The organism is Oryzomicrobium terrae, assembly GCF_008274805.1.
In the GTDB taxonomy this organism is placed as follows: domain Bacteria; phylum Pseudomonadota; class Gammaproteobacteria; order Burkholderiales; family Rhodocyclaceae; genus Oryzomicrobium; species Oryzomicrobium terrae.
On sequence record NZ_CP022579.1, the window covers coordinates 1,241,927 to 1,265,509 of the forward strand.

Sequence of the window (23,583 nt, forward strand, 5' to 3'; positions counted from 1 at the left end):
TTCCACCGGGCCCGTACCCGGCGCGGGGGAGGCGCGATGAACTTTCAGCAACTGCGCATCATCCGTGAAACCCTGCGCCAGGATTTCAACCTGACCGAGGTGGCCAACGCCCTGTACACCTCCCAGCCCGGCGTCAGCAAGCACATCAAGGATCTGGAAGACGAGCTCGGCGTCGAGATCTTCGTCCGCCGCGGCAAGCGCCTGCTCGGCCTGACCGAGCCGGGCAAGGAACTGGCGGTGGTAGTGGAGCGGATGCTGATCGACGCCCAGAACCTGCGCCGCATCGCCGATCACTTCGCCAGCCGCGAAACCGGCCACTTCGTCGTCGCCACCACCCACACCCAGGCCCGCTACGCCCTGCCGCAGATCATCAAGTGGTTCAAGGCCGACTACCCCAAGGTGCACCTCACCCTGCTCCAGGGCAGCCCCCGGGAAATCGCCGAGATGCTGGTGGCCGGCGAGGCCGACATCGGCATCGCCACCGAAGGGCTGAACAAGTTTCCCGAACTGGTCACCTTTCCCTGCTACACCTGGAGCCACGCGGTGATCGTGCCCCACGGCCACCCCTTGCTGGATCTGCCGGAAATCACCCTGGAGGCCCTGGGCGACTACCCGATCATCACCTACCACGAAGGCTTCACTGGCCGCGCCCACATCGACCAGGCCTTCGCCGCCGCCGGGGTGGTGCCGGACATCGTGCTCTCGGCCATCGACGCCGACGTGATCAAGACCTACGTGGGCCTGGACCTGGGGGTGGGCATCGTCGCCTCCATGGCCTACGACGCCGAGCGGGACCGCAACCTGGTGATGATCCCGGTGCCCGGCCTGTTCCCGGCCAACACCACCCGGCTGGCGGTGCGACGCGGCGCCTACCTGCGCAGCTACGCCCATGCCTTCATCGAGAAGGTGTCGCCGGACCTGGGCGAGGAGGTAGTCAAATCGGCCCTCAAGCAGCCCGCCGGGGCGGAGGCCTGAGATGGGGGGCGCTCTGCAAAATACGTCCCCCGCCCTGGGCGCCACTGGCTTCAACGACGCCGAAATCGAGCGCACCGCCCGGGTCTTTCAGGCCATCGCCCACCCGCTGCGGCTGTCCATTGTCTGCGTCCTGGCCGAGGGCGAGGCCTGCGTCCAGGACATCCTGGCGTCGCTGCGCCAGTGCGGTGTCCATACCTCCCAGCCGAACATCTCCCAGCACCTGGCGATGCTCTACGACCGGGGCATCCTGGCCTCGCGCAAGGAGGCCAACCGGGTCATCTACGGCGTCCGCGATACGCGCCTGCTCGACTTCATGGGACTGATGCGCGACGTCTATTGCCCCTGAGGCTGTCCCAAGAGCAAGGCGGGGCGCGGTTTTCCAGAGGGTATGCCTGGAATGCCGCGCCCCATAACGATCTCCAGCTTGCCTGCCCGAAGAGCCAATGCTGACGAGGGGTTCCGGGCAGGCTGTTTTTATTTCTCCGACGCGAAGGCGAGGGAGGCGGCAGGCGGAATGAACCTTCCCGCCGTGCCGCCCTCAATTCGCAGGTGCTGCAGCATCCGCACCCCCAACATCATCCGGAGAAAAAAATGAAAACTCGCGAAGCCCTGACCCTGGACGACGTCAAGAAGATTGCCGCCGCCGCCGAGGCTGAAGCGCTCAAGCACCACTGGCCGGTGACCATCGCCATCTGCGACGATGGCGGCCACCTGCTGTGGCTGCAGCGCCTCGACGGCGCCGCGCCGGTAAGCAGCGAGGTGGCGCCCGGCAAGGCCCGCGCCGCCGCCATCGGGCGCAAGCCGAGCAAGGCCTTCGAGGACATGATCAACGGCGGCCGCTTCGCCGCCCTGAACATGCCGGTGATGCCCCTGGAAGGGGGCGAAATGATCGTGGTGAACGGCACCGTCATCGGCGCCGTCGGTGTCTCCGGCGTCAAGGCGGCGGAAGATGCCCAAGTGGCCCGGGCCGGCGTTGCCGCCATCGGTGCCCAGGTCAGCCTGTAAGCTGTCAGCGCCGCGCCGAGGCCTCCCACGCGCCGCCGCTCCCGCCTGGGGCGGCGGCGCGCAGCGTTTAACCCCGGCTCCGGTGGCCGGTCGGCCGTGTTCGGCATGAGGTGCCGAAGCGCGTCAGCAAATCCGTTCCCACAGGCAGGTCTCGTCTTCCAGGCGGTCCAGTTCCAGACCCTTGAAGTCGCCTCGGGAGACGATGCCGAGCACCTTGCCGTCAGCGACGATGGGCAGGTGGCGGTAGCCGCCGTCGCTCATCATGCGCAAGGCATCGATCGCGGTGCGCTCGGGAGCGATGGTGTCCGGCTCGGCGGTCATCACCGCCGCCAGGATGGTTTCGGCCGGATCGCGCCCTTCGGCCAGGGCGCGCACCGCATCCCGCCCGGTAAAGATGCCCACCAGCTTGCCGCTCTTAACCACCAGCACCGCGCCGACGCGGCGCTCCCACATGCGCTTGCAGGCATGCTGAACCGATTCCCCCGGCGCCAGCGTGAGCGGCTCCTGATCCTTGACGATGTACGCCAAGCAACGGTTGGTCATGATTGCCCCCTTCCCGATGAAATTGGTAGATAACCCATTTCACTATAGGGCGGCCTTCAGGCCGGGAAAGACCTTTCGGATGAAAGGGGCAAGGCGGCGAGGAAAGGTGGGGAAAGGTGAAATAACGGGGGGGGTGGGGGCGGGTGATAACGTCCGAATAAGCGGCGCAGGCAGGGGCTCCCCCCGCAGATCCGGTGCGGAGTCGGAGCCGCCCAGCGTTTTAGCCGAGCAGGCCCTTGAGGCCGGTGTAGATCGACAGGGCGGTGGTGCCGATGGCCACCAGTGAACTGCTCACCTCATTGATCTTGCGCACGCTGTCCTGGATCTTCTCGATGCTCGGCGGCCCGCTGACCAGGTGGCGGGCCAGGGCCAGGGTCAGCCCGTTGCCCTGCAGTTCAGCCTCGGCCAGCACCACCGGCCGGTTTGCCCGCAGGCGTCCGAGCAGCATGCCGGTGAGGTAGCTGAAGCCGACGCTGGCCGCGTACTCGGCGAATTCGCGCCACTCGACCCGGCCCTGGGGCAGCCAGGGGACGCCATCGGTGTAGGCCACCACGCCGCTCATGCCCAGCACCGCCAGGGCCGCCATGGCAAAGGCCGCCAGGGCGCCCTTGACCAGGGAGCGGGGGGCGTTGCGCAGGAGCAGAAAGCCGAAGGGCAGGGGGATGAGCAGGGACACCAGGCGCAGGTACAGGGTGTTCAGGTCGAACAGCACCACGATCAGGCCATGGGCCACCAGCAGAAGCAGCAGGGGCATGCCCCAATAGCGCAGCCAGTCGCCGGCACCGATCGTGGCCGGCGCGGCGGGGGAGGGCGCCAGCGGCGCTGCGTCTGCCGTGCCGCCCTGGCCTTCCAGCGCCCGCAGGCGCGCCTGCAAGTCGGCGATTGCGGGCTGGTCGGCCAGTTGGGCTTCCAGCTCGGCGATGCGCGCCAGGAGGGGTTTGAAGAGGAACAGGTCGCGGCGGCAGACCGGGCAGACCAGGGCCTCCCGGGCGATTTCCGAGGTGCAGTAGGGGCACTTCATCGGCGCTTACTTGGCCACGTTGAGCTGCAGCACGGTGGAGGTCTGGCGCCCTTCGCTGTCCTGGACGGTGACCCGGATCTGGTGCTCGCCGGGAGGCACCTCGGCGCCACTGAGATCGATGCCGCCGGCGCTCAGGCCGGGTTTCACCCGGGGCAACAGATCCACTGGGGTGGCCTTCAGGTAGGTGACGGAAACCGTGGCCGGGTCGATCTTGGCGCCGCCCCGGGGCTCGAAAGCCACCTTGAAGGCGAACGGCGATTTGACCGCGCCAGCCGCCGGGTCGGGAGACAGCAGCTTGACCCCGGGCCCCCGGGTGATGCCCCGGGTGGTGAGGCCCCCGGCCGCCGCCGGCAGGCGGGCCTCGTCCTCTTTGATCAGGGTCACGGCGAAGGCGCTGGCGCTGCAGGCCAGCAGCACGGCGCCGAGGGTCAGGATTCGGGACATCGTTTTCATTGCATTTCTCCTGGCATCAATCGCCCACCACGACAAAAGGCGCCCAGAACAAGGGATGGGCGTAACTGAAATTGGTCTTGCCGGTCTTGGCATCGACGCTGCCCGGGCCATCGCGCAGGGCGGCCATGGCCTGGCGCAGGGCTTCGGCCTTGGCCAGGCCGGGGGTGTGCACCTGGCGCTTGAACAGGTCGGTCATGATCAGCCGGGCGGCCACGGTTTCCACCGGCCAGTTGGACACCAGCAGGGCCCGGGCGCCAGCGTAGAAGAAGGCCCGGCCCAGGCCGGACACCGCTTCGGCGCCGTTGCCGTCCCCGGCGGCGGTATTGCAGGCGGAGAGTACCACCCAATCGGCATTGAGCTTGAGGCCGAGGATCTCGTCCAGGGTGAGCAGGCCGTCGCCCTGGCCGCCGCTCACCTCCGGCGCGCTCAGGGCCAGGGCCGGCTCGTCCAGGCCGTTCAGGTCGCCGGGCACCAGCCCGTGGGTGGCGAACATCACCACCCGCCGGTTGGCCAGGTCGGCGGCCAAGACCGACTGCTCGCTGGCCCGGCTTTGCAGGTAGATGTCGCCGTCGCCGGCGGCGCCGAGCACCTGGGCGATCTCGCGGATTTCGCTGCCGGTGTCGGGCAGGCGCGGCAACTGGGCCAGCTCGGCCGAATCGACGCCACTGGTCTTGGGGGTGTTGCGCCGCTTGAGCGGCACGCCCCGGGTGGCCATGCCCGCGGCCGGGGCGGCTGCCGCCAGCCTGGCCTGCTCGGTGCTGAACAGGGGGTCGCCGAACCCGATGAAGGGGCGGCGCTGGGCCGGCCCCGGCTTGAGGGCGCGCAGGCTGGCCAGGGCCGTGACCGAGGGCAGCTGGGCAATGGCCGCCTGCTTGGCCAGCCAGGGCAGGTCCCGGTAGCCGGCGAAGGGCACGCCGCTCTTGGCGGGCTGGGGCGCGGCGTCGGTGAGCAGCACGCTCAGGGGCAGCTGGCCGAGTTCGCCGTGGGGCACGGCCAGGATCACCTGGGCGCCCTGCCAGGCCGCCTGCACCGGCTGGAGGAGGTGCTGGTAGAGGCGGTAGGCGGCCGCCACGTCGAAGGCGGGGATTTCCTCGATGGTGCTGGCCGCCGGGTCCAGGGCGCGGCGCAGCGTGGCCACTTCGCCAGCCATGGCGCGGCGGGACAGGGCCACCGGGGCGAAGCGGGCCTGGCCCTGGGCGGGTAGGGCCCAGACTTGGCCCCCTTCCTCGCCGAAGTACCAGGCCACCAGCACTTCGCCCGGGTGTAGGCGGCGGCGCGCTTCTTCCAGGGTGACCGGCTTCGGGTCCACCAGCTGGGCGTAGTCGGGGAAGCGCTTGACGATCTCCTGGCGGTAGCCTTCCCGCTGGCGGCGCAGGGTGGCGATGTCGCTGCGGATGTTGTCCTGGATCTTGGGCAGCTGCTGGTCCGGCGGAGCGGAGAGGAGCTGGGTGAGCAGGTTGTTGAGGGAATTGACCCGCCGCTGGGCGTCCTGCTCCTGGCGGGCCAGGTCGGCCAGGACCGGATCGTCGATGCGGGCCCGGGCGGCGCTGGCGGTCAGGGCCCGTTGCACGCCGCTGGAACGGGCGATGTCGGCCAGGCGGAAGGATTCGGCGGCGATATCGAACCCGGGGGGCAGGTTGTGCGGCGTCTGGGGCAGCTGACCGAGCAGGTGCAGGTAGCTTTCCAGCACCAGCAGCAGGCGACGCTGCCGTTTCAGGCTGCCGGTCTCGGCTTCGCTGTCGCTGCGCGCCTGGTCGAGCAGGACGGGAACGGCCTGGGAAAAGGCGGCAAAGGCCCGGGCATGGTCGCCCAGGGCTGCCAGGGCCATGGCGTGGAAGCCGCGCACCTCGGCGGTCCGGGCGGCGTTGTCGCCAAATTTGCGGCTGGCCGTGGCGAGCATGGTGGCGGCCATCCGTTCCGCCCCCGGGGCCTTGCCGGTGCGCAGCAGGGCCAGCACCCAGTCCAGGTCGCCGGAATCCGCCTTGGCCAGGAGGTCCGGGTCGCTGGCGATGCCGGCGCGCATGGCGTCGAACACGGCGATCGCCTCCGGGTAACGGCCCTGGGCCACCAGGGCGCTGCCCAGGACGCGCCGGCCATCGGCCAGGGTGAGGGAATCGGGGGCCGTGCCGGCGCTCTCGAAGGCCTCCAGGGAGGCCTGGGCCAGGCGGGTCGCTTCGGCGTAGCGTCCTTCCTCGGCAATGATCGCCGCCAGCAGGCGCAGATCCCGGGCGGTGTCGATCGAATCCCGCCCGACCCGTTCCAGTGAGTCGCGCAGGGCCTGGCGGGCCCAGATTTCCGCCTCCGTCGTCCTGCCCTGGGAGAGCAGGGTCCCGGCCAGGTTGCGCTTGATCGCTTCCCGGGCCTGCAGCACGGAATTGCGCGAGGGCAGATCCTGCTCCACCGATGACACCTCGGGCAGGGTCGTGAAGAACAGTTCGTTTTCCTTGAGGGCCTGGCGATAGGCCCGTTCCGCCTCGACGAAGCGTCCTTCGGCGACGAACAGTTCGCCCCGGGCCCGCTCGTAATTGGCCGTCCAGGCGTGGCCATAGTTGGGCCAGTTCCTCGTGCGTTTGAGGAGGGCGAGGACGTCGTCCAGGTCGCGCAGGCGTGCCCGGGCACCGTCGAAGTCCCCCAGGCGGGTGAGCAGGTGGGCCGCCAGCTGGTAGGCGCCGGTGAGCTTGCCTTTCTGGTTCTGGTTGGCCCGGATCGCCTCTTCGCAATAGCGCAGCGCGGTGAGCAGGTTGCCGCCGGCCGATTCGGCCGCACCCAGTTCGCGCAGGGCGCGCAGGTGGCCGGGACTACCCGGGGCGGCCAGCTCCCGGGCCTGACGTAGATCCTCGATCTGCTGGCGGATGCGCCCGACCTGGCCGGCGGCCCGGCCCCGTTGCCAGTAGAACTCGAACAGGGCGGTCCGGTCCGCGGTGGCCGGGGGCGGCGCATCGGCGGCGCGCAGGGCCTGGGCGGCCACCGCCGGATCGGGCTTGTAGTGGTCGAGCAGGCGGGTGATGTCTTCGATGGTGCGCGGCGGCAGGGTCAGCTTTAGCTCGTCGCTGGCCAAGGGCGCGTCGGCCGCCCGGGTGGCTGGCGCCCACTGGCCCAGGGCGATGCCCAGGACCAGGCAGGCCGGGACGATCCGGCGCTTGAACTGGTGTGCTGCCACGGTCCCATCCCCCGCATATCTGGCTGTCGCGATGGCGCGCGCGGTCAGTCAGAGTGGCTGCGGCGGCCGTTTATGCCGAGATGGTAGCAAGGGAAAGCTGACCGGAAACCGCCAAAACCGGCCGGGCGGGAAGCCCACTTGTTCTCCGCCGAAGCACGGGGAGGCGCCGCAAGTCATCGCCTCCCCGCCTCCCCCGCTTAGCCGATGAAGCTGGGGATGGGGAAAAACTCGGTGAGGGGGCGCTCGCCGTCTCCTTGCTCCAGGCGGGCCAGGGCCACGTCGTTGGACTTGAACACCGCCAGCACCGGCGCTCCCACCTCCAGGGGGTGCTCGGCCAGGGAGCGGGTGGAGATGGCCGCCACCACCGGGCCGTGCCGGGTGTCGATGCGCACCTCGGAGAGCACCGGGTCGAGCCGGATCTCGGCCACCGTGCCGCGGATCTGGTTGCGCGCATTGAGGGCCTCGACACTCATCAGGCGCTTGAGCACCCGGCCTTCCAGGGTGGCGAAACCGGCCTCGCCCCGCTCCCGGGGGCGGGGCAGGGCCACCGGGGCGTCCAGGGCCAGCTGGCCGTCCTCGATCAGCACGATGCGGTCGGCCAGGGCCACCGCTTCGGCCACGTCGTGGGTCACCAGCACGGCGGTGAAGCCGTGCTCCTGCCACAGCCGCTCGATCAGGCGCTGCATCTCGATGCGGGTCAGGGCGTCCAGGGCGCCCAGAGGCTCGTCGAGCAGCAACAGGCGCGGCCGGTGCACCAGGGCCCGGGCCAGGGCCACCCGCTGGCGCTGGCCGCCGGACAGGCGCGCCGGCCATTCGTTAGCCCGGTCGGCCAGGCCCACCTCGGCCAGGGCCTGGCGGGCCCTGGCTTCGGCCGCCTGGCGTGGTCCGGGCAGGCCCAGGGTGACGTTGCCCAGCACGGTCTGCCAGGGCAGCAGGCGGGCGTCCTGGAACATGATGCGCACGTCCGGGTGCAAGCCCCGGGCCGGCTGGCCGTCCAGGGCGATGGCGCCGGCGGAAGGGGCATCCAGGCCGGCGAGCAGGCGCAGCAAGGTGCTCTTGCCGCAGCCGCTGCGGCCGACGATGGCGACAAACTCGCCCGGGGCGATGGCGAGGTCGATGCCGGCCAGCACCGGCCGCTCGCCGAAGCGCTTGGCCACGCCCTCGACCCGGACGGCCAGGCCCGCCTCGGCGGGGGTGGTGGGGAGGGTGGTTGGGGCGGCAGTACTGGGTGCAGCATCCGGCGCAGTCTGGTTGGCCCGGGCATCCACCTCGGACAGGTATTGGTTTTCGTGATGGTTGAAGCGCATGGGGAATCCTCGCTAATGGGGGCTAGCTGGCGTAGGCCGCGTTCCAGGCCAGCCAGCGCCGCTCCAGGGCGCGGGCGGCTACGTCGGCGAGCTTGCCGAGCAGGGCGTAGAGCAGGATCGCCAGCACCACCACGTCGGTTTGCAGGAATTCCCGGGCGTTCATGGCCATGTAGCCGATGCCGCTGCTGGACGAAATGGTTTCGGCGACGATCAGGGTCAGCCACATGAAGCCCAGGGCGAAGCGCACCCCGACCAGGATCGACGGCAGGGCGCCGGGCAGGATCACCCGGGTAAACAGCTGCCAGCGCGACAGGCCGTAGGAGCGGCCCATCTCCACCAGCCCCGAGTCCACCGTGCGGATGCCGTGGAAGGTGTTCAGGTAAACGGGGAAGAACACCCCCAGGGCCACCAGGAACAGCTTGCCTTCCTCGCCGATGCCGAACCACAGGATGACCAGGGGGATGAGGGCCAGGTGGGGTACGTTGCGCACCATCTGCAGGCTGGTGTCGAACAGGGTCTCGGCCACCTTGAAGCCGCCGTTCAACAGCCCGAACAGCAGGCCGATACCGCCGCCGATGAGCAGGCCGCTGGCGGCGCGCTTGAAGCTCGCCGCCAGGTGGGTCAGCAGCTCGCCGGAGACGGCCAGCTCGTAGCCGGCGGAAAGCACCGCCAGGGGCGCCGGCAGGATGCGGGTGGACAGCCAGCCGGCTTGGGCGGCGAGCTGCCAGACGGCCAGGATCAGGGCCGGCACCAGCCAGGGAGCGAGGCGCCGGGCCAGGGTGGCCAGGGGCGTGGAGGTAGGCGTGCTCATGTCAGCCCCGCGGCTTCCACAGGGCCACGTCGCTGGCCGTCACCTTCTTCGGCAGCAGCTTCTCGGCGAAGAAGGCGTCGGCGATGCGCTGCTGCTCGCCCAGGTCGTCTGGGCGCACCGGACGCACCTCGTAGCTGCGCCGGGCGTTGGCCTGTTCCACGGTCTCGGCATCCAGGCCCCACACCGGCGCCAGCAGGGCGGCGGCCTCCTTGGGGTGGGCCTTGACCCAGCGGCCAGTGTGGCGCAACTCGTCGAAGAGGATCTGCAACACGTCCGGGCGGGTCTGGGCGTAGTCGCTGGAGGCCAGGTAGTAGCGCTTGTAGTCGGCCACCGGCTTGCCCTCGGTGAGCAGGCGCACCTTGGACTGGCGCTGCACCCCGGCCAGGAACGGATCCCAGATCACCCAGGCGTCGATGGCGCCGCGCTCGAAGGCGGCGCGGCCGTCGGCCGGGGTCAGGTAGGCCGGCTCGATGTCCTTGGCCGACAGGCCGGCTTTCTCCAGGGCGGCGAGCAGCAGGTAGTGGCTGCCGGCAGCCTTGGCCACGCCCACCTTCTTGCCCTTCAGCTCGGCCACGGTGCGGATCGGCGAGTCTTCCTTGACGACGATGGCCTGGGCGGTGGGCGACGGAGCCTCCTGGGCCACGTAGGTGAGGCGCGCCCCGGCGGCCTGGGCGAATACCGGCACCGTGTCGGCCACGTCGGCGCTGAAATCGACGCTGCCGATATTGAGGGCTTCGAGGAGTGGTAGGCCGCTGGTGAATTCGAACCAGCTGACCTTCACGCCCAGGGGCGCCAGGCGCTTTTCCAGGGTGCCCTGGGACTTGAGCAGGGCGGTCAGGGTGGAGGACTTCTGGTAGCCGATGCGCAGCTGCTTGCCGTCCACGGCGGCCCGGGCCGGCAGGGCGGAAAAGGGCAGGGCCAGGGCCGCCGCGATGGCGCCGAGGCGGCCGATCGCCTGGCGACGCGGGGGAGAGTGCGGGGGGCGGGGGAGATGGGGCATGGAAACCTCGTGATGCAAAAGCGGGTGAAACAAAGGGCTGGGTGCGGGGTGCCGTGAAATGACACAACCCGGCCGTACTGCCCGGGGCAGCACGGCCGGACGCGGCGCATCAGCTCGCCGAGACTTGGGGCTGGGCCTGGGGCAGGTGGTGGTTGCCCACCACCTCGCCGAAGGGGCTGACCAGGTTGGCGCTTTCTGGGGCGGCGGTATGGCGCTGGATGCCGACGTGGGGGAAGACCAGTTCGGCGAAGCGGTAGGCCTCTTCCAGGTGCGGGTAGCCGGACAGGACGAAGGTTTCCACCCCCAGGTCGGCGTATTCCTTGAGGCGGCGGGCGATGGTCTCGCCGTCCCCCACCAGGGCGGTGCCGGCTCCGCCCCGCACCAGGCCGACCCCGGCCCACAGGTTGGGGCTGATCTCCAGACGTTCGCGGTTGCCGCCGTGCAGGGCGGTCATGCGTTTTTGGCCTTCCGAATCCATGCGGGCGAAGGCCTTTTGCGCCTGGGCCACGGTTTCTTCATCCACGTACTTGATCAGCTCGTCGGCGGCCTTCCAGGCCTCCTCGTTGGTGTCCCGGGCGATCACATGCAGGCGCACGCCGAACTTCACCTCGCGGCCCTGTTTGGCGGCCCGGGCGCGCACGTCGGCGATCTTCTTCTCCACCTCGGCCGGGGGCTCGCCCCAGGTCAGGTACAGCTCGACATGCTTTGCCGCCAGGTCGTGGGCGGCGTCGGACGAGCCGCCGAAGTAGAGGGGCGGATGGGGTTTTTGCACCGGCGGGAAGAGCTGCTTGGCGCCCTTCACCTGGTAATGCTTGCCGTCGAAGTTCACCTCCTTGCCCGAGAGCAGGTCGCGCCAGATGGTGAGGAACTCGTCGGCGGCCTCGTAGCGTTCGTCGTGGGACAGCCAGGTGCCGTCGGCCTCCAGGTCCACCGGGTCGCCGCCGGCCACCACGTTCACCAGCAGGCGGCCTTCGGACAGCCGGTCCAGGGTGGCGGCCACCCGGGCCGAGACGGTGGGGGAGATGGTGGAGGGGCGCAGGGCCACCAGGAACTTGAGGCGGCGGGTCACCGGGATCAGGCTGGAGGCCACGGTCCACGAATCCTCGCAGGAGCGGCCGGTGGGGATCAGCACGCCGCCGTAGCCCAGTTCGTCGGCGGCCTGGGCGATCTGCTTCAGGTAGTGGTGGTCCACCGCCCGGGCCTGGTGGGTGGTGCCCAGGTAGCGGCCGTCACCGTGGGTGGGGAGAAACCAGAAAATGTTCATGCCGTGCTCCGGAATAAGGGAATGGAAGGGAACGGTTGGGGAGCGGTCGTTATTTTTTCGGCTGCCACACCACGTCGCTGATGCGGATCGGCTTGGGGATCAGCTTCAGCTCGTGGAAGACGTCGGCCACCTTCTGCTGCTGGGCCACCACCTCGTCGCTGATCGGGTGCACGCCGTAGCTGTAGCGGCGCACCGCCAGGTCGACGATGGCGGCGTCCAGGCCGAGCTGGGGCGCCAGCAGGGCGGTCACCTCGGCCGGGTTCTTCTTGCCCCACTGGTCCACCTTGTCCAGCTCGTCGAGGACGATCTTCACGACGTCGGGGCGGGCCTCGGCGTAGGGCCGGGCGGCCAGGTAGAACTGGTGGTTGGGCACCACGCCGCTGCCGTCGGCCACCACCTTGGCGCCGATCTGCTTCTCGGCGGCGGCGAGGAACGGGTCCCAGATGGCCCAGGCATCCACCTGGCGGGCCTCGAAGGCGGCCCGGGCGTCGGCCGGGGGCAGGAAGGCGACCTGCACGTCGGAATACTTGAGGCCGGCCTTTTCCAGCAGCTTGACCAGCAGGTAGTGGGTGTTGGAGCCCTTGTTGAGCACCACCTTCTTGCCCTTCAGGTCGGCCACGGTCTTCACCGGCGACTCCTTGGGCACGATCAGGGCCTCGGCCACCGGCGCCGGCGGCTCGTTGCCCACGTACACCAGGTTGGCCCCGGCGGCCTGGGCGAAGATCGGCGGCGCCTCGCCGGTGGTGCCGAAGTCAATGCTGCCGACGTTGAGCCCTTCGAGCAGTTGGGGCCCGGCCGGGAACTCGGTCCACTTCACCGCCACCCCCAGGGGCGCCAGGCGTTTTTCCAGGCTGCCCTTGGCCTTGAGGATCACCAGGGTGCCGTACTTCTGGTAGCCGATGCGCAACTCCTTGGCGGCGCTGGCTGGTGCGGTGGTCTGGGCCAGGGCGGCCGGAGCGTGGGCGAGGGCGGTGCCCAGGACCAGGACGGCGGGGGCGAGGGCTTTGCCCAGGCGGCGGGCAAGCCGGGTCAGGCGTTGACGCGACGGGATGGTAGGACGGGTCATGGAGGCTCCGTTTGTGAGGGCGGGCGTTTGTGGGAAAAACAGGACGGCAGGGGGCGGGCGGCCAGGCTCAGGTCGCCAGGGCAAACTCCGGCTCGGAGGCTGCGGGGAGGGGAGCTTGGTGCCACCGGGGCGAGGCGGCAGCCGGAGCCGAGGCCGGGGCGGGGCGACCCCAGGCGAGGGCCTCGGCAAAGTGCCGCTGGGCCTCGTCGAGACGCTCGGCCAGAGCGGCTTCCAGGTGTAGCGCACCGTCGAGGACCCGTAGCTGGACGTCTTCGGCAAACACGCCGGCGACCGCGATGCGGGCGCCCAAGGTGGTCAGCACCGGGCGCAGGGCGTAGTCGATGGCCAGGGCGTGGGCCAGGGAGCCGCCGGAGGCCACCGGCAGGATCGCCTTGCCCTCGAACGCCTTCTGCGGCAGCAGGTCGAGAAAGGTCTTGAGCAGGCCGGAATAGGCCGCCTTGTAGACCGGAGTGGCGATCACCAGGCCGTCGGCGGCGGCGATCTCGGCCAGGGCGGCCTGGATCGCCTCGCCGTCGCTGCGCCCGGCGATGAGATCCCCGGCGGGCAGGTGGCGCACCGGGATCACCGACCAGGTATGGCCGTCTTCCGCCAGGCGCTGGCCGATGTGGCCGAGCAGGGCGGTGGAGCGGGACGAGCCGGAGGGGCTGCCGGCGATGCCGACGATCTTCATGGCGGCGGCCCCTTACAGCTTGGCGATGGACACTTCGGTGGCCTTGACCACGGCCAGCACCTCGACGCCGGGCTTGAGGTCCAGCTCCTTGACCGAACGGGTGGTGATCACCGAGGTGACGGTGCCGAAGGGGGTTTCCACGTCGACTTCGGAAACCACCGGGCCTTCGATGATTTCCCGCACCTTGCCGCGGAACTGGTTGCGGGAGTTGATGGATTGGATGGACATGGGGCGCTCCTTGCGATCGGTCGATGAATCCGTGGGCCCCGGATGGGGCTGGGTGGAGCGATTCTGGAGAGGGCCTGGCCGGGCGGGAACGACGGTTTTTTTCTTTGGTTATGAAGCCGCGCTGAATATCGATGTGCATGAAAAAGCCCCCGCAAGGCGGGGGCCGGAAGGCACGACGGGAACGTCGGAGCGCTGGAATTTCGGGGCGGTGGCTGGCTCAGGCCGCGGCTTGAGCCAGCCACCAGTAGCCCAGCCCGCCCAGGGCGGCGAGCCAGAGGACCACGATGCACAGGGCCGCCGTCCGGCTGGTGGGCCGCTCGGCCAGGGCGGCGGCGCGCTGCCGGCTGGCGGCGAGGATCTCGGCCGGCACCAGCTTGAGGATGAGCCAGATGGCCAGGGGCAGCAGGAGCAGGTCGTCGACGTAACCGAGCACCGGTATGAAGTCCGGGATCAGGTCGATGGGGCTGGCGGCATAGGCCGCCACCGCCAGGGCGAGCAGGCGCACCAGCCAGGGGGTACGCGGGTCCCGGGCGATGAAATAGACGGTCAGGGCCTCCTGCTTGAGCCGGCGGGCAGCGTTGCGAAGGGCGGGGAGGATGGACATGGCGACCGGCAAGGTGGTGCTGGAGACGGATGGCGCTGGAGGCGAACCCGGGCCGTCCATCATAGCCTGGCGCTGGCGCGGGGCTTGGGGGGGCAGGCTTGAGGACGGGGCGTCGGCCCGGGCGCGCCGTGGCGCGATGCCCGGGCGATGCCCGTGTTGTGCCGGCAGCAGGGGGTACCGGCTGTCGCTCCAGTCAGCGTGCCAGGAAGTTCATCTGTTAACATTACGCCCGTATTACAGGACGGGCGGCAGCTGCTGGGGAGAGCGGCGTACGCCCCCGCCCTGGCACCGTAGAACAATTCCAAGAACAAGGTGCTGCGAAGCATGGCGCCCCGAAGCCGATGGCATACGGGCGCCGCTTGAACAGGGCTGGGCCTCCATCACCCGACGGCTCCTGCGGATCGCAGCCAATGAGCATTGATGAGTATGGCATCCCTGTTTTCACAGCCTGCGGCCGCGAACGAGCCGCTGCGCCTGGTGGTTGAAGTCAACGAAGGCGTCCGCCAGGTGATCGGCGTTTCCCGCCGGGTGAACCTGGTGGCGATCAACGCCATGATCGTGGCCAAGCAGGCCGGCAGGCAGGCCAGCGGTTTCCAGGTGGTTTCGGCCGAACTACGCCGTTTCAGCGGTCAGCTCGACCTGCAGATGCAGGATCTGGACCGCTTCATTGCGTCCCTGGTGCACACCGTCGCCGGGTCGGCGCGGGTACGGCGCCACCGCGCCCATCTGGACGCCATCGACCCCAAGTCCCCGGCCTCCGCCGCCATTGCCGACGCCAAGCAGCGGATCGATACCGCGCGGCGGCGGATCGACGATGAAAGCGCCGAACGTTGGTGCGACCTGCGCAAGCACCTGGACCAGGCCCTGCGCCTGTGCGGCACCGGCGTCGCCCTGTCCCGGGCGGCCAAGATCGAGGCGGTCTACGCCAGCACCCTGGGGGGCGACCTGCGCCAGGTGGCGGACGAGATCGAAGCGGCCATCCTGTCCATTCTCGGCATCCTGAAAACCCTGCGCAGCGATGTCGCCCGCTGACGCACCACGACACACCACCCGCCCTGGGAGCAGAACCATGAAAAAAACCACCGTGATCTATCAGGAGGGCAGCCATCAGTGGGCCGTGGTGGCCCGGGATCCGGAACGCCCCAACTACCTGATCGATACCAACGAATACCTGATCTCGGACGGGGACCGCTCCCTGCTCACCGATCCGGGCGGCTCGGAAATCTTCGCCGCGGTGTTCTCGGCCCTGACCATGCACACGGACCCCCAGTGCATCGAGGCCATCTTCGCCTCCCACCAGGACCCGGACATCATTTCCTCCCTGGCCCTGTGGCTGGAGTTCAATCCGGCCCTGAAGTGCCACCTGAGCTGGCTGTGGTCCGAGTTCGTGCCCCACTTCGGCGGCACCGACCAGACCTTCGTCAACATCCCGGACGAAGGCGAGACGATCCGCCTGGGCAGCCTGGCCCTGGAGGCCTTGCCGGCCCACTACCTGCACTCCTCGGGCAACTTCCACCTCTACGACCGCAAGGCCAAGCTTCTGTTCACCGGCGACGTGGGCGCCGCCCTGCTGCCACCCGGCAGCGATCTCTACGTGCGCGATTTCGACCGCCACATCCCCCATGCCCAGGGCTTCCACCAGCGCTGGATGGGCTCCAACGAGGCCAAGCTCGACTGGTGCGAACGGGTCAGCCGCTTGCCCATCGACATGCTCTGCCCGCAGCATGGCGCCATCTACCAGGGGGCCGACGTGATGCGCTTCATCAACTGGTTCGCCGAACTGCCGGTGGGTACCGGCGTGCGGCGCTAGCTGTCGCCCCGGTTTCGCCGGGGCCGGCCCGGCCCTGCACCCCTCGTCGGAGGATCGCTATGAAAAAACGCTACTGGATCGCCCTCGTCCTGCTCTTTCTCGTCGGCCTGGACTGGTACATCCGGGCCCCCGATTCCCACTCCCGGGAGCTGACCCGGGCGATCGAGACCCAGGGCAGCGAGGCCCTCAAGGCCTATCCCTACCAGTTCCGGGTCTTGAAAGTGGTGGGTGACACCGCCTACCTGAGCACCCCGCGCAACACCGAAGTGCCGGCGTTCAAGGCCCTGGGCGTGCTGTTTCCCGAGCTGAACACGAAAGACCCGAACAACCCCGCCTTCATCTCCGCCCAGCAGCGCTTGGGCGCGGTCCAGTCCGAAGCCCGCGCCATTGTCCTCGCCCAGCCGGGCATCAAGGATGTGCGCTGGGAATTGGACCGGGAATGGCTGGCTTCCCATTACATCGAGGTCCCCGGGCGGAACTGATCCCGCTGGCTTGGTGGTATGGGTTTTTGTGTTGGTGGTTTCGCCGAACGTGAGTGCTGGTGTTGGCGCTGCCTTTCGCCCTGACGGCGAGTGACTTTCTTTTGGGTCGCCAAAAGAAAGTCACCAAAGAAAAGGCGACCCCTGCGCCCCCGCCGCCGGGCCGATGAAGCTGGCCCGGCGGTACCCTGCGCTGCTCGCCGTTCCGGGGCGGCTGCGGAACTCGGCCTACGGCCTCAGACAGTCCTCGCCGACATCCCCCCGGGCCGGCTGCGCTGCTCGGCGGGGGCGAAGGGGGAATGGGGCCGTGCCGGGGATTGGGGCGGCAGTTTAGGAGGCGCTTGAAGAGGGCAGTTGAGTGGTGGTGGAGGGCGCACGCTGCACTCTCATCTTCGCGCCTCCTTGGTCATATTCCCTTGCGCATAGCCTGGAAACCCGCGTCAATACTATATCTACAAGGAGCATGCCCGGAAACCAAGTACCGGAGCGGTCCTACAAAGGCATGCCTCCAAACGCCTCACCAGACGTGGCTTCTCGGGCAGTGCTTCAAGTTGAGTACCCCTTTGTGCCCTTCTCCGCCGCCGAGCAACGCCGGCCGGGACGGAAAAGGGCGAGGACTGTTTGAGGCCGCAGGCCGAGTTCCGCAGCCCCCGTCCCGGGCGAGTAGCGCAGGGAACCGGCAGACCGGTTGTTTGGTCTGCCGGCGGGGGAGCGGGCACGGCGTTCTTTGGCCACTTTCTGTCGCCGGACAGAAAGTGGCTCGCCGTCCAGGCGAAACGCAGCGTTTCCGCTTGCGGCAGCGCTCGGTGAGGGATGTGGTTTTGAGTGCCGGCGATTCTGCCAGGCGTATGTGCTGGTGTTGGCGCTGTGTTTCGCCCTGACGGCGAGTGACTTTCTTTTGCGTCGCCAAAAGAAAGTCACCAAAGAAAAGGCGACCCCTGCGCCCCCGCCGCCGGGCCGATAAGGCTGGCCCGCCGGTGCCCTGCGCTGCTCTCCACCCCGGGGCGGCTGCGGAACTCGGCCTGCGGCCTCGGACAGTCCTCGCCGACATCCCCCCGGGCAGGCTGCGCTGCTCGGCGGGAGCGAAGGGGGAGAGGGGCCGTGCCTGCGTTATGGCAGGTGCGTTTTACCTTGGGGCTGGCGGCCGCCCGCAAAGCGGCGCCAGCAGCTTAAAAGCTGAGCTGATGCTTCAGGCCCACACCCCACTACGCCGATCCTCCACACGCTTGGCCTTGTGGGTCGCCCGGGGCAGGGTGTCCGGGGGGAGGATGGTGACCGCCGGCAGCACGCCGGTAACCGACTTGAGGTGCTTGGCGAAGCGCTCGGCCAGGTTGGTGTCGCTGCCTTTGTAGCTGGCGGCCCGCTCCACTTCCACGGTCAGGTGGTCCAGGTGGTCGATGCGCTCCACCACCAGCTTGTATTCGCCGGTCAGGTCGTGGTCTTTGCGGGCGACGGCTTCCACGTCGCTGGGGAAGAGGTTCACGCCCTTGATGATGAGCATGTCGTCGAGCCGGCCGTGGACGCCGAGCAGGCGCTGGGAGGTGCGGCCGCAGGCGCAGGGCTCGCTGGTGAACGAGACGATGTCGCCGCTGCGGAAGCGGACCATGGGGCGGGCGCTCTTCTTCAACGTGGTGAGCACCAGCTCGCCGCGCTCGCCCTCGGCCACCGGCTCGCCGGTTTCCGGGTCGAGCACTTCGGCCAGGATGTGGTCCTCGGCCCAGTGCAGGCCGTGCTTTTCCTCGCACATGCCGGCGCAGGAACCGAAGATGTCGGAGAGGCCGTAGTAGTCATAGACCGAGGCGCCCCACAGTTCTTCGATGCGGTTGCGGGTTTCGGGGATCGAGCCGCCGGGCTCGCCGGCGACGAAGATGCGTTTGATCGCCAGATCCTTCTTCGGGTCGATGCCTTCCTTCTTGGCCGTCTCGCCCAGGTACCAGGCGTAGGAGGGAGTGGTCCAGATGGCGGTGGCCTGGAACTGGCGGGCGATGGTCAGCAGCCGCTCGCTGGGCACGGTGCCGGCGTGGATGGAGAGGGCGCCGAGCTTTTGCGCGCCGAGCACGCAGGGGCCGCCGACGAACAGCGAGAAGTTGAGGGAGTGGCAGTAGCGGTCTTCCGGGCGCAGGCCGGAGGACCAGAACTGGCGCGCCTCGTAGTCCATCCAGTCGTCGAAATCCCGGGCGGTGAACGGGGAGGCGGTGGGGATGCCGGTGGAGCCGCTGGAGGCGGAGATGTACACGATGTCGCGCTCGGGCACCGCCACCAGGTCGCCGAAGGGCGGGGCGGCGAGCTGGCGCTCGCGCAGGGTCTGCTTGGTGATGAAGGGAAAGCGGCGGATGTCGTCTAGGCTTTTCACCTGGTCCGGGTGCACCCCGGCGGCGTCCCAGGCGGCCCGGTAGTAGGGCGAACCGGCGTAGGCGTGGCGCAGGTGACGCTGCAACAGGTCGAGCTTGAGAGCGTCCCAATTGGCCCGGGATTGGGTTTCCAGGGCAGCATCCCAGTAGGGGGCGTCGGAGGCGGGGACGGACGAGGGGGACAGATGGCGGTCGGCGTGGCCCATGGCGGGGGAAAACTCCAGAAAAACTCCAGATTGTTCGGGGCGGCGGTCGGGGCGGGCCTGGTCCGGGCCGTGTTCACCGGGCCAGGCGGCGGGGGCGCCAAGCGAGGCGGTGAGTATGGGCGCCGGGGTAGGGCGGGCCAACGAACATTTATCTCCTAGCATATGAGCGCCTGGAATAAGGGCTGGCCTACGCTTTGTTACAGCGGGGCCGGTCATCGTGTTTTATTCTCCATCTGTCATGATCGCCGCGCGCCCTGCGCCCCCCTGTGGGCGGAATGCCAGGCCGGGCGGCGGTCGCCGTGTGCCTGCACGGTTTTCGCGAGGGTCGTTCGCCGCCGCCAGTCCTTCCACCGTTTTCCCCCACCTTATCCCGACGATGCACGATTTCCCGATACTCATCACGCTATCCGGCGGTCTCGCCCTGGCCCTCGTTTTCGGCTGGATCACCCAGCGCCTGGGGCTTTCCACCCTGGTGGGCTACATGATCGCCGGCATCATCGCCGGCCCTCATACCCCGGGTTTCGTGGCCGATACCAAGCTGGCTACCGAGATGGCGGAAATCGGTGTGATCCTGCTGATGTTCGGCGTGGGCATGCACTTCCATCCCCAGGAGCTGATCCGGGTGTGGCGCATCGCCGTGCCCGGGGCGGTGGTGCAGAGCACCGTGGCCACCGTGGCCGGCTGGGCCCTGGCACGGTCCTTCGGCTGGGATCACAGCGCCGGCCTGGTGTTCGGCATGGCCCTGTCGGTGGCCAGTACGGTGGTGCTGATGCGCATGCTGGTGGATCAGAACCGCCTGTCCAGCCGCGACGGCCACGTGGCCGTGGGCTGGCTGATCGTGGAAGACCTGTTCACCGTGGTGGCCCTGGTGGTGCTGCCGGCCCTGGCGGTGGAGCAGACCTCGGCCGGCGCCGTGTTCGCCTCCCTGGGGCTGGCCCTGGGCAAGGCCGCCCTGTTCGCCGCCCTGGTCTGGCTGGTGGGCAACCGCTTCGTCTCGCCGATCATGGAGCGCATCGCCCGCGCCCATTCCACCGAGTTGTTCACCCTCACCGTGTTCGTCATCGCCCTGGGCGTGGCCATGCTCGCCGCCGAGGTGTTCCACGTCTCGGTGGCCCTGGGCGCCTTCTTCGCCGGCCTGGTGGTGGGGCAGTCCCGCTTCGGCCCCCAGGCCACCGCCGACATGGCGCCGTTCCGCGACGTGTTCTCGGCCCTGTTCTTCGTTTCCATCGGCATGCTGTTCGACCCCAGGGTGGTGCTGGAGCAGCCGTGGATCCTGCTCGCTTCCCTGGGCATCGTGCTGATCGCCAAGCCCCTGGCCGCCCTGGCCATCGTCGCCCTGCTGCGCGACACCCGGCGCACGGCGCTGACCGTGGCGGTGGGCCTGTCCCAGATCGGCGAGTTCTCCTTCATCCTCGCCTCCCTGGGCCGCGCCCTGGGGGTGCTGCCCGACGAGGGCCTCGGCATCCTGGTGGTGGCGGCGATCCTGTCGATCGCCCTCAACCCCTTGCTGTTCCGCATAACCCCCTGGATCGAGGCGCGCCTCGACGCCCGCCGTGCTGCCCGGGGCCTGGCCCCGGTGGAGGAGTCGCCGCGGGTGGCCGCGCCGCCGCCGGTATCCGCCGAACCCCACGGCGAGGGGCCCATCGTCATCGTCACCGGCCTGGGCAAGGTGGGCGGCCGCTTCGTGCGCCGCTGCGCCGAGGCCGGCCTGCCGTTGAGCGCCATCGACCAGGCGGTGGAGCGGGTCGAGGAGGTGCGCGGGCTGGACAACCCGGACATCAGCGCCGTCTATGGCGACGCCGGCCGGGAGGACGTGCTGGCCGCCGCCGGCGTGGCCGAGGCCCGGGTGCTGGTTGTGACCAACACCGCCCTGCCGGACAAAATGCGCATCTGCATGACCGCCCGGGCCATCAACCCGCGCATTGCCATCATCGCCACCGCCAACACGCCGGCGGAACGGGGCTGGCTGCAAGAATTCGGCGCTACCTCGGTGTGCGACCTGTACGACGAGATGAGCGAGGCTTTGCTGCGCTCGGTGCGCACCAGCCTGTAGTTTTTCCCGCTTGCCTGGGGTGCCCTGACCGGAAAGCAAGGCTGGGCGCCATTCTTCACGAGGTTGCCTTGGAGATCCGCGCCATTGCTTGATCTTGGGCATGAAGGTCTGGAGATTGGCTCTGGGCGCGGTGTTTCGAGTAGCCATGTTCGCCGGTCCGCCGGACATACGCGCGCCCAGGGCAGTGGAGTGCCCCAGGCCGAACCCGAAACAAAAAGGCCCTTGCCGGTTTGCCGGCAAGGGCCTTTTTGTTGGTCTGCTGTACGTCTGCAGGCGCTTACCGACGGATTACCGACGCCGCTGCGGCGGGCGTGCCGCCGGGGCCCCGGGGGCGCGGCCGGGCAGGTGGCGGAAGGTGATGCGGCCCTTGCTCAGGTCGTAGGCCGACATTTCCAGGGTCACGGCGTCGCCGGCGATGATGCGGATGTGGTTCTTCTTCATCTTGCCGCCAGCGTAGGCGATAAGGTTGTGGCCGTTTTCCAGGGTCACGCGGTAGCGGCCGTCGGGCAGCACCTCGGTGACGGCGCCTTCCATTTCGATCAGTTCTTCCTTAGCCATGTTCGGGCTCCTTGTCGTTGTGCCAGCACCGTGCGGGTAGCACCGGGCTGGACGGGCCTGCCTCCGCCATGGCAAGCAGTGAGCCGGCTGGCCGGAGGCGCAAGGGGCGCCTGGGACGGGCTGGCATGATCGGCGCGAGATGCGGCGGGCCGAAAGAGGATGTGGGTGGCGCGCCTGACAACAGGCGTGAGCGGCGCGAGAGATGCAGGGTGGCGCGCTGCGTTGCGGGCAGCCGCGCTCGGGGCGCGACCGCAAACGGGGCAAGAGGTGGACCGGCAAGTAACCGGGCGGGTTGCGGCGAGCGGCTGGAAACGAAAATAGCCAGACCGCAGCCTGGCTATTCCCTTTGTATTCTTGGTGGGTCGGGCGATATTCGAACGGGCGACCAACGGATCAAAAAGCCTTTCATCCAGCAGCTCTCAAGAACCTGCGGCTCTTGCTAAGCCGTTAACTATCGGGGGCGGCGGGCTTGCTGTCAAGCAGCATGATGGCAAAACCCGGCTGGAATAGGGCGGTCACGGGGATGGCAAGGCCCGGAAAGGCTGGCTGCTGCTGCGTTGCAGCACGTGGCGCCCAGCGGCGCGGTTCCGCGTGTTCAGCCTGACGTTTTCCTGCTCACCATCCCGGACGATGCGGAGGGCTGGCAGCGGTGGGGGGCAACGTTGCTTCACGGCCGGATGCGCGCTACGCCGGCGGGGCTGGGTCATCCGGCCGGATAGCCGGTGCGGGCCGGCACAGGGGTACGCGACGCGGGCGGCCCCGGGCATAAAATGCGTGCCTTACCCCAGGGCGTGCGGAACTGTTCGCCCTGTCACGACTCAGCCGTAAATTCGGGGCATTCCTTGGCGACCGACGTCGCGGCGCGGCCCATGCCGTACGCCGTCGCGCGCCCCGGTATGTCGCGGTCTCCCCCGCCTTTTCCTTTTTCGGGCCCCACGCCATGACCGACGCTTCTTCTCCTTCCCCGTCCGCGCCGCTGCGCCTTTCCATTCTCGACCTGGCCCCGGTGGTGGCCGGCAGCACGCCGGCCCAGGCCCTGCGCAATACCCGGGATCTGGCCCAGCATGCCGAGGGCTGGGGTTACCTGCGCTACTGGCTGGCGGAGCACCACAACATGGCCGGCATCGCCAGCGCCGCCACCGCGGTGGCGATCGGCCACGTGGCGGCGGCCACCACCACCCTGCGGGTCGGGGCCGGCGGCATCATGCTGCCCAACCACGCCCCCCTGGTCATTGCCGAGCAGTTCGGCACCCTGGAATCCCTCTACCCGGGGCGCATCGACCTGGGCCTGGGGCGCGCGCCGGGCACCGATCAACTCACCGCCCGGGCCCTGCGCCGCAACCTGGTTGGCAGCGACGAGACGTTTCCCCAGGACGTGCTCGAACTCCAGTCCTACTTTCAGCCGGCCAGTCCCGACCAGCCAGTACGGGCCGTGCCCGGCGCCGGGTTGAACGTGCCGATCTGGCTGCTCGGCTCCAGCCTCTACAGCGCCGGACTGGCCGCCCGGCTGGGGCTGCCCTTCGCCTTTGCCTCCCACTTCGCGCCGCGCTTCCTGCTCCGTGCCGTGGATCTCTACCGGGAGCAGTTCCAGCCCTCGGCGGTGCTGGAGCAGCCCTACGTGATGGTGGGGGCCAACGCCATCGCCGCCGATACGGACGCGGAGGCCCATTTCCTGTTCAGCTCGTTGCGCACCCGCTTCGCCAACATGGCCCGGGGCGTGCGCGGCCTGCTCGAACCGCCGGGCGATTTCGACGAGTCGCGCTGGACCCCGGGGGAGCTGGCCTTCGCCAACGAATCCCTGTCCTGCTCGGTGGTCGGCGATGCCGCCACGGTGCGGGCCGGTCTGGACGACCTGATCGCCCAGACCGGGGCCGACGAGGTGATGGTCACGGCCCAGATCTACGACCACGCCGCCCGGCTGCGCTCCTTCGAGATCGTCGCCCAGGCCGGCGGGCTCGCCGCACCGCGGTCGGATCTGGCGGTTTCCGGCTGACTGCG

22 protein-coding genes are annotated in these 23,583 nt (G+C 69.1%); 8 read left to right on the forward strand and 14 right to left on the reverse strand.

Features of this window, described 5'->3' with window-relative positions; all coding sequences use genetic code 11:
* The first annotated feature begins 36 nt into the window (after positions 1-36).
* The 3 genes from OTERR_RS05670 to OTERR_RS05680 all read left to right on the forward strand — a co-directional run bounded on the left by OTERR_RS05670 (position 37) and on the right by OTERR_RS05680 (position 1,980).
* Positions 37-975: a CysB family HTH-type transcriptional regulator gene (locus tag OTERR_RS05670; protein ID WP_054622430.1), complete on the forward strand. Its 939-nt coding sequence runs from the start codon at positions 37-39 to the stop codon at positions 973-975.
* 1 nt (position 976) lies between these two features.
* Complete coding sequence (locus tag OTERR_RS05675; RefSeq protein ID WP_082397313.1) at positions 977-1,321, forward strand: ArsR/SmtB family transcription factor; 345 nt, start codon at positions 977-979, stop codon at positions 1,319-1,321.
* A gap of 245 nt (positions 1,322-1,566) precedes the next feature.
* Positions 1,567-1,980, forward strand: a complete 414-nt coding sequence (locus tag OTERR_RS05680) for a GlcG/HbpS family heme-binding protein (RefSeq protein ID WP_054622431.1) — start codon at positions 1,567-1,569, stop codon at positions 1,978-1,980.
* A gap of 123 nt (positions 1,981-2,103) precedes the next feature.
* Here OTERR_RS05680 and OTERR_RS05685 read toward each other — a convergent pair whose 3' ends face one another.
* The 12 genes from OTERR_RS05685 to OTERR_RS05740 all read right to left on the reverse strand — a co-directional run bounded on the left by OTERR_RS05685 (position 2,104) and on the right by OTERR_RS05740 (position 14,128).
* Positions 2,104-2,523, reverse strand: a complete 420-nt coding sequence (locus tag OTERR_RS05685) for a CBS domain-containing protein (protein WP_054622432.1) — start codon at positions 2,521-2,523, stop codon at positions 2,104-2,106.
* 220 nt (positions 2,524-2,743) lie between these two features.
* The gene (locus OTERR_RS05690; protein ID WP_054622433.1) at positions 2,744-3,544 is read right to left on the reverse strand and encodes a hypothetical protein; all 801 of its coding nucleotides are present in this window, start codon (positions 3,542-3,544) and stop codon (positions 2,744-2,746) included.
* A gap of 6 nt (positions 3,545-3,550) precedes the next feature.
* Positions 3,551-3,997 carry a hypothetical protein gene (locus OTERR_RS05695; protein WP_054622434.1) on the reverse strand — a complete coding sequence of 149 codons (447 nt, stop codon included), beginning with the start codon at positions 3,995-3,997 and terminating at the stop codon, positions 3,551-3,553.
* A gap of 16 nt (positions 3,998-4,013) precedes the next feature.
* Positions 4,014-7,157, reverse strand: coding sequence for a CHAT domain-containing tetratricopeptide repeat protein (locus OTERR_RS05700; RefSeq protein WP_054622435.1), 3,144 nt, complete (start codon positions 7,155-7,157; stop codon positions 4,014-4,016).
* Positions 7,158-7,354: 197 nt separating this feature from the next.
* Entirely contained in the window at positions 7,355-8,464 is a 1,110-nt protein-coding gene (locus OTERR_RS05705; RefSeq protein ID WP_082397315.1) for an ATP-binding cassette domain-containing protein, read from the reverse strand.
* A gap of 22 nt (positions 8,465-8,486) precedes the next feature.
* Positions 8,487-9,275, reverse strand: coding sequence for an aliphatic sulfonate ABC transporter permease SsuC (gene ssuC / locus OTERR_RS05710; protein WP_054622436.1), 789 nt, complete (start codon positions 9,273-9,275; stop codon positions 8,487-8,489).
* 1 nt (position 9,276) lies between these two features.
* The gene (locus OTERR_RS05715; protein WP_082397317.1) at positions 9,277-10,275 is read right to left on the reverse strand and encodes an aliphatic sulfonate ABC transporter substrate-binding protein; all 999 of its coding nucleotides are present in this window, start codon (positions 10,273-10,275) and stop codon (positions 9,277-9,279) included.
* A 109-nt stretch (positions 10,276-10,384) separates the two neighbouring features.
* Positions 10,385-11,539 (reverse strand): FMNH2-dependent alkanesulfonate monooxygenase, encoded by a 1,155-nt coding sequence (gene ssuD / locus OTERR_RS05720; protein ID WP_054622437.1) that lies wholly within the window; start codon positions 11,537-11,539, stop codon positions 10,385-10,387.
* Positions 11,540-11,588: 49 nt separating this feature from the next.
* Positions 11,589-12,605 (reverse strand): sulfonate ABC transporter substrate-binding protein, encoded by a 1,017-nt coding sequence (locus OTERR_RS05725; protein ID WP_054622438.1) that lies wholly within the window; start codon positions 12,603-12,605, stop codon positions 11,589-11,591.
* A gap of 67 nt (positions 12,606-12,672) precedes the next feature.
* Positions 12,673-13,296, reverse strand: coding sequence for an NADPH-dependent FMN reductase (ssuE, locus tag OTERR_RS05730; RefSeq protein ID WP_149425106.1), 624 nt, complete (start codon positions 13,294-13,296; stop codon positions 12,673-12,675).
* A gap of 12 nt (positions 13,297-13,308) precedes the next feature.
* On the reverse strand, positions 13,309-13,524 hold the full coding sequence (locus tag OTERR_RS05735; RefSeq protein WP_054622439.1) for a TOBE domain-containing protein: 216 nt from the start codon (positions 13,522-13,524) through the stop codon (positions 13,309-13,311).
* 217 nt (positions 13,525-13,741) lie between these two features.
* Positions 13,742-14,128, reverse strand: coding sequence for a YkvA family protein (locus OTERR_RS05740; protein WP_149425107.1), 387 nt, complete (start codon positions 14,126-14,128; stop codon positions 13,742-13,744).
* A 420-nt stretch (positions 14,129-14,548) separates the two neighbouring features.
* Here OTERR_RS05740 and OTERR_RS05745 point away from each other — a divergent pair, with 420 nt between their 5' ends.
* Genes OTERR_RS05745 through OTERR_RS05755 form a run of 3 tightly spaced genes read left to right on the forward strand, consistent with a single transcriptional unit; the run spans position 14,549 to position 16,420 of the window.
* Positions 14,549-15,160, forward strand: coding sequence for a hypothetical protein (locus tag OTERR_RS05745; RefSeq protein ID WP_149425108.1), 612 nt, complete (start codon positions 14,549-14,551; stop codon positions 15,158-15,160).
* A gap of 37 nt (positions 15,161-15,197) precedes the next feature.
* A complete protein-coding gene (locus OTERR_RS05750) occupies positions 15,198-15,938 on the forward strand; it encodes an oxygen-binding di-iron domain-containing protein (protein ID WP_054622442.1) in 741 nt (246 codons plus the stop codon).
* Between the two features lie 59 nt (positions 15,939-15,997).
* A complete protein-coding gene (locus OTERR_RS05755) occupies positions 15,998-16,420 on the forward strand; it encodes a hypothetical protein (protein WP_054622443.1) in 423 nt (140 codons plus the stop codon).
* Positions 16,421-17,606: 1,186 nt separating this feature from the next.
* Here OTERR_RS05755 and OTERR_RS05760 read toward each other — a convergent pair.
* Positions 17,607-18,974 carry a phenylacetate--CoA ligase family protein gene (locus OTERR_RS05760; RefSeq protein WP_054622444.1) on the reverse strand — a complete coding sequence of 456 codons (1,368 nt, stop codon included), beginning with the start codon at positions 18,972-18,974 and terminating at the stop codon, positions 17,607-17,609.
* Positions 18,975-19,350: 376 nt separating this feature from the next.
* Between OTERR_RS05760 and OTERR_RS05765 the strand changes: the two genes are divergently transcribed.
* On the forward strand, positions 19,351-21,027 hold the full coding sequence (locus OTERR_RS05765) for a cation:proton antiporter (protein ID WP_187775316.1): 1,677 nt from the start codon (positions 19,351-19,353) through the stop codon (positions 21,025-21,027).
* Between the two features lie 288 nt (positions 21,028-21,315).
* On the opposite strand, the gene infA is transcribed toward OTERR_RS05765, so the two are convergent.
* Positions 21,316-21,585 (reverse strand): translation initiation factor IF-1, encoded by a 270-nt coding sequence (gene infA, locus OTERR_RS05770; RefSeq protein ID WP_054622446.1) that lies wholly within the window; start codon positions 21,583-21,585, stop codon positions 21,316-21,318.
* Between the two features lie 940 nt (positions 21,586-22,525).
* On the opposite strand from infA, the gene OTERR_RS05775 reads away from it, so the two are divergent.
* Positions 22,526-23,578 carry an LLM class flavin-dependent oxidoreductase gene (locus tag OTERR_RS05775; protein ID WP_149425110.1) on the forward strand — a complete coding sequence of 351 codons (1,053 nt, stop codon included), beginning with the start codon at positions 22,526-22,528 and terminating at the stop codon, positions 23,576-23,578.
* The last annotated feature ends 5 nt before the right edge of the window (positions 23,579-23,583 follow it).

Excerpts from the sequence above, each read along its gene's own strand:
- OTERR_RS05670 (WP_054622430.1), top strand. The coding sequence starts at position 37 with ATGAACTTTCAGCAACTGCGCATCATCCGTGAAACCCTGCGCCAGGAT.
- OTERR_RS05675 (WP_082397313.1), top strand. The coding sequence starts at position 977 with ATGGGGGGCGCTCTGCAAAATACGTCCCCCGCCCTGGGCGCCACTGGC.
- OTERR_RS05680 (WP_054622431.1), top strand. The coding sequence starts at position 1,567 with ATGAAAACTCGCGAAGCCCTGACCCTGGACGACGTCAAGAAGATTGCC.
- OTERR_RS05685 (WP_054622432.1), bottom strand. The coding sequence starts at position 2,523 with ATGACCAACCGTTGCTTGGCGTACATCGTCAAGGATCAGGAGCCGCTC.
- OTERR_RS05690 (WP_054622433.1), bottom strand. The coding sequence starts at position 3,544 with ATGAAGTGCCCCTACTGCACCTCGGAAATCGCCCGGGAGGCCCTGGTC.
- OTERR_RS05695 (WP_054622434.1), bottom strand. The coding sequence starts at position 3,997 with ATGAAAACGATGTCCCGAATCCTGACCCTCGGCGCCGTGCTGCTGGCC.
- OTERR_RS05705 (WP_082397315.1), bottom strand. The coding sequence starts at position 8,464 with ATGCGCTTCAACCATCACGAAAACCAATACCTGTCCGAGGTGGATGCC.
- ssuC (WP_054622436.1), bottom strand. The coding sequence starts at position 9,275 with ATGAGCACGCCTACCTCCACGCCCCTGGCCACCCTGGCCCGGCGCCTC.
- OTERR_RS05715 (WP_082397317.1), bottom strand. The coding sequence starts at position 10,275 with ATGCCCCATCTCCCCCGCCCCCCGCACTCTCCCCCGCGTCGCCAGGCG.
- ssuD (WP_054622437.1), bottom strand. The coding sequence starts at position 11,539 with ATGAACATTTTCTGGTTTCTCCCCACCCACGGTGACGGCCGCTACCTG.
- OTERR_RS05725 (WP_054622438.1), bottom strand. The coding sequence starts at position 12,605 with ATGACCCGTCCTACCATCCCGTCGCGTCAACGCCTGACCCGGCTTGCC.
- ssuE (WP_149425106.1), bottom strand. The coding sequence starts at position 13,296 with ATGAAGATCGTCGGCATCGCCGGCAGCCCCTCCGGCTCGTCCCGCTCC.
- OTERR_RS05735 (WP_054622439.1), bottom strand. The coding sequence starts at position 13,524 with ATGTCCATCCAATCCATCAACTCCCGCAACCAGTTCCGCGGCAAGGTG.
- OTERR_RS05740 (WP_149425107.1), bottom strand. The coding sequence starts at position 14,128 with ATGTCCATCCTCCCCGCCCTTCGCAACGCTGCCCGCCGGCTCAAGCAG.
- OTERR_RS05745 (WP_149425108.1), top strand. The coding sequence starts at position 14,549 with ATGAGTATGGCATCCCTGTTTTCACAGCCTGCGGCCGCGAACGAGCCG.
- OTERR_RS05750 (WP_054622442.1), top strand. The coding sequence starts at position 15,198 with ATGAAAAAAACCACCGTGATCTATCAGGAGGGCAGCCATCAGTGGGCC.
- OTERR_RS05755 (WP_054622443.1), top strand. The coding sequence starts at position 15,998 with ATGAAAAAACGCTACTGGATCGCCCTCGTCCTGCTCTTTCTCGTCGGC.
- OTERR_RS05760 (WP_054622444.1), bottom strand. The coding sequence starts at position 18,974 with ATGGGCCACGCCGACCGCCATCTGTCCCCCTCGTCCGTCCCCGCCTCC.
- OTERR_RS05765 (WP_187775316.1), top strand. The coding sequence starts at position 19,351 with ATGCACGATTTCCCGATACTCATCACGCTATCCGGCGGTCTCGCCCTG.
- infA (WP_054622446.1), bottom strand. The coding sequence starts at position 21,585 with ATGGCTAAGGAAGAACTGATCGAAATGGAAGGCGCCGTCACCGAGGTG.
- OTERR_RS05775 (WP_149425110.1), top strand. The coding sequence starts at position 22,526 with ATGACCGACGCTTCTTCTCCTTCCCCGTCCGCGCCGCTGCGCCTTTCC.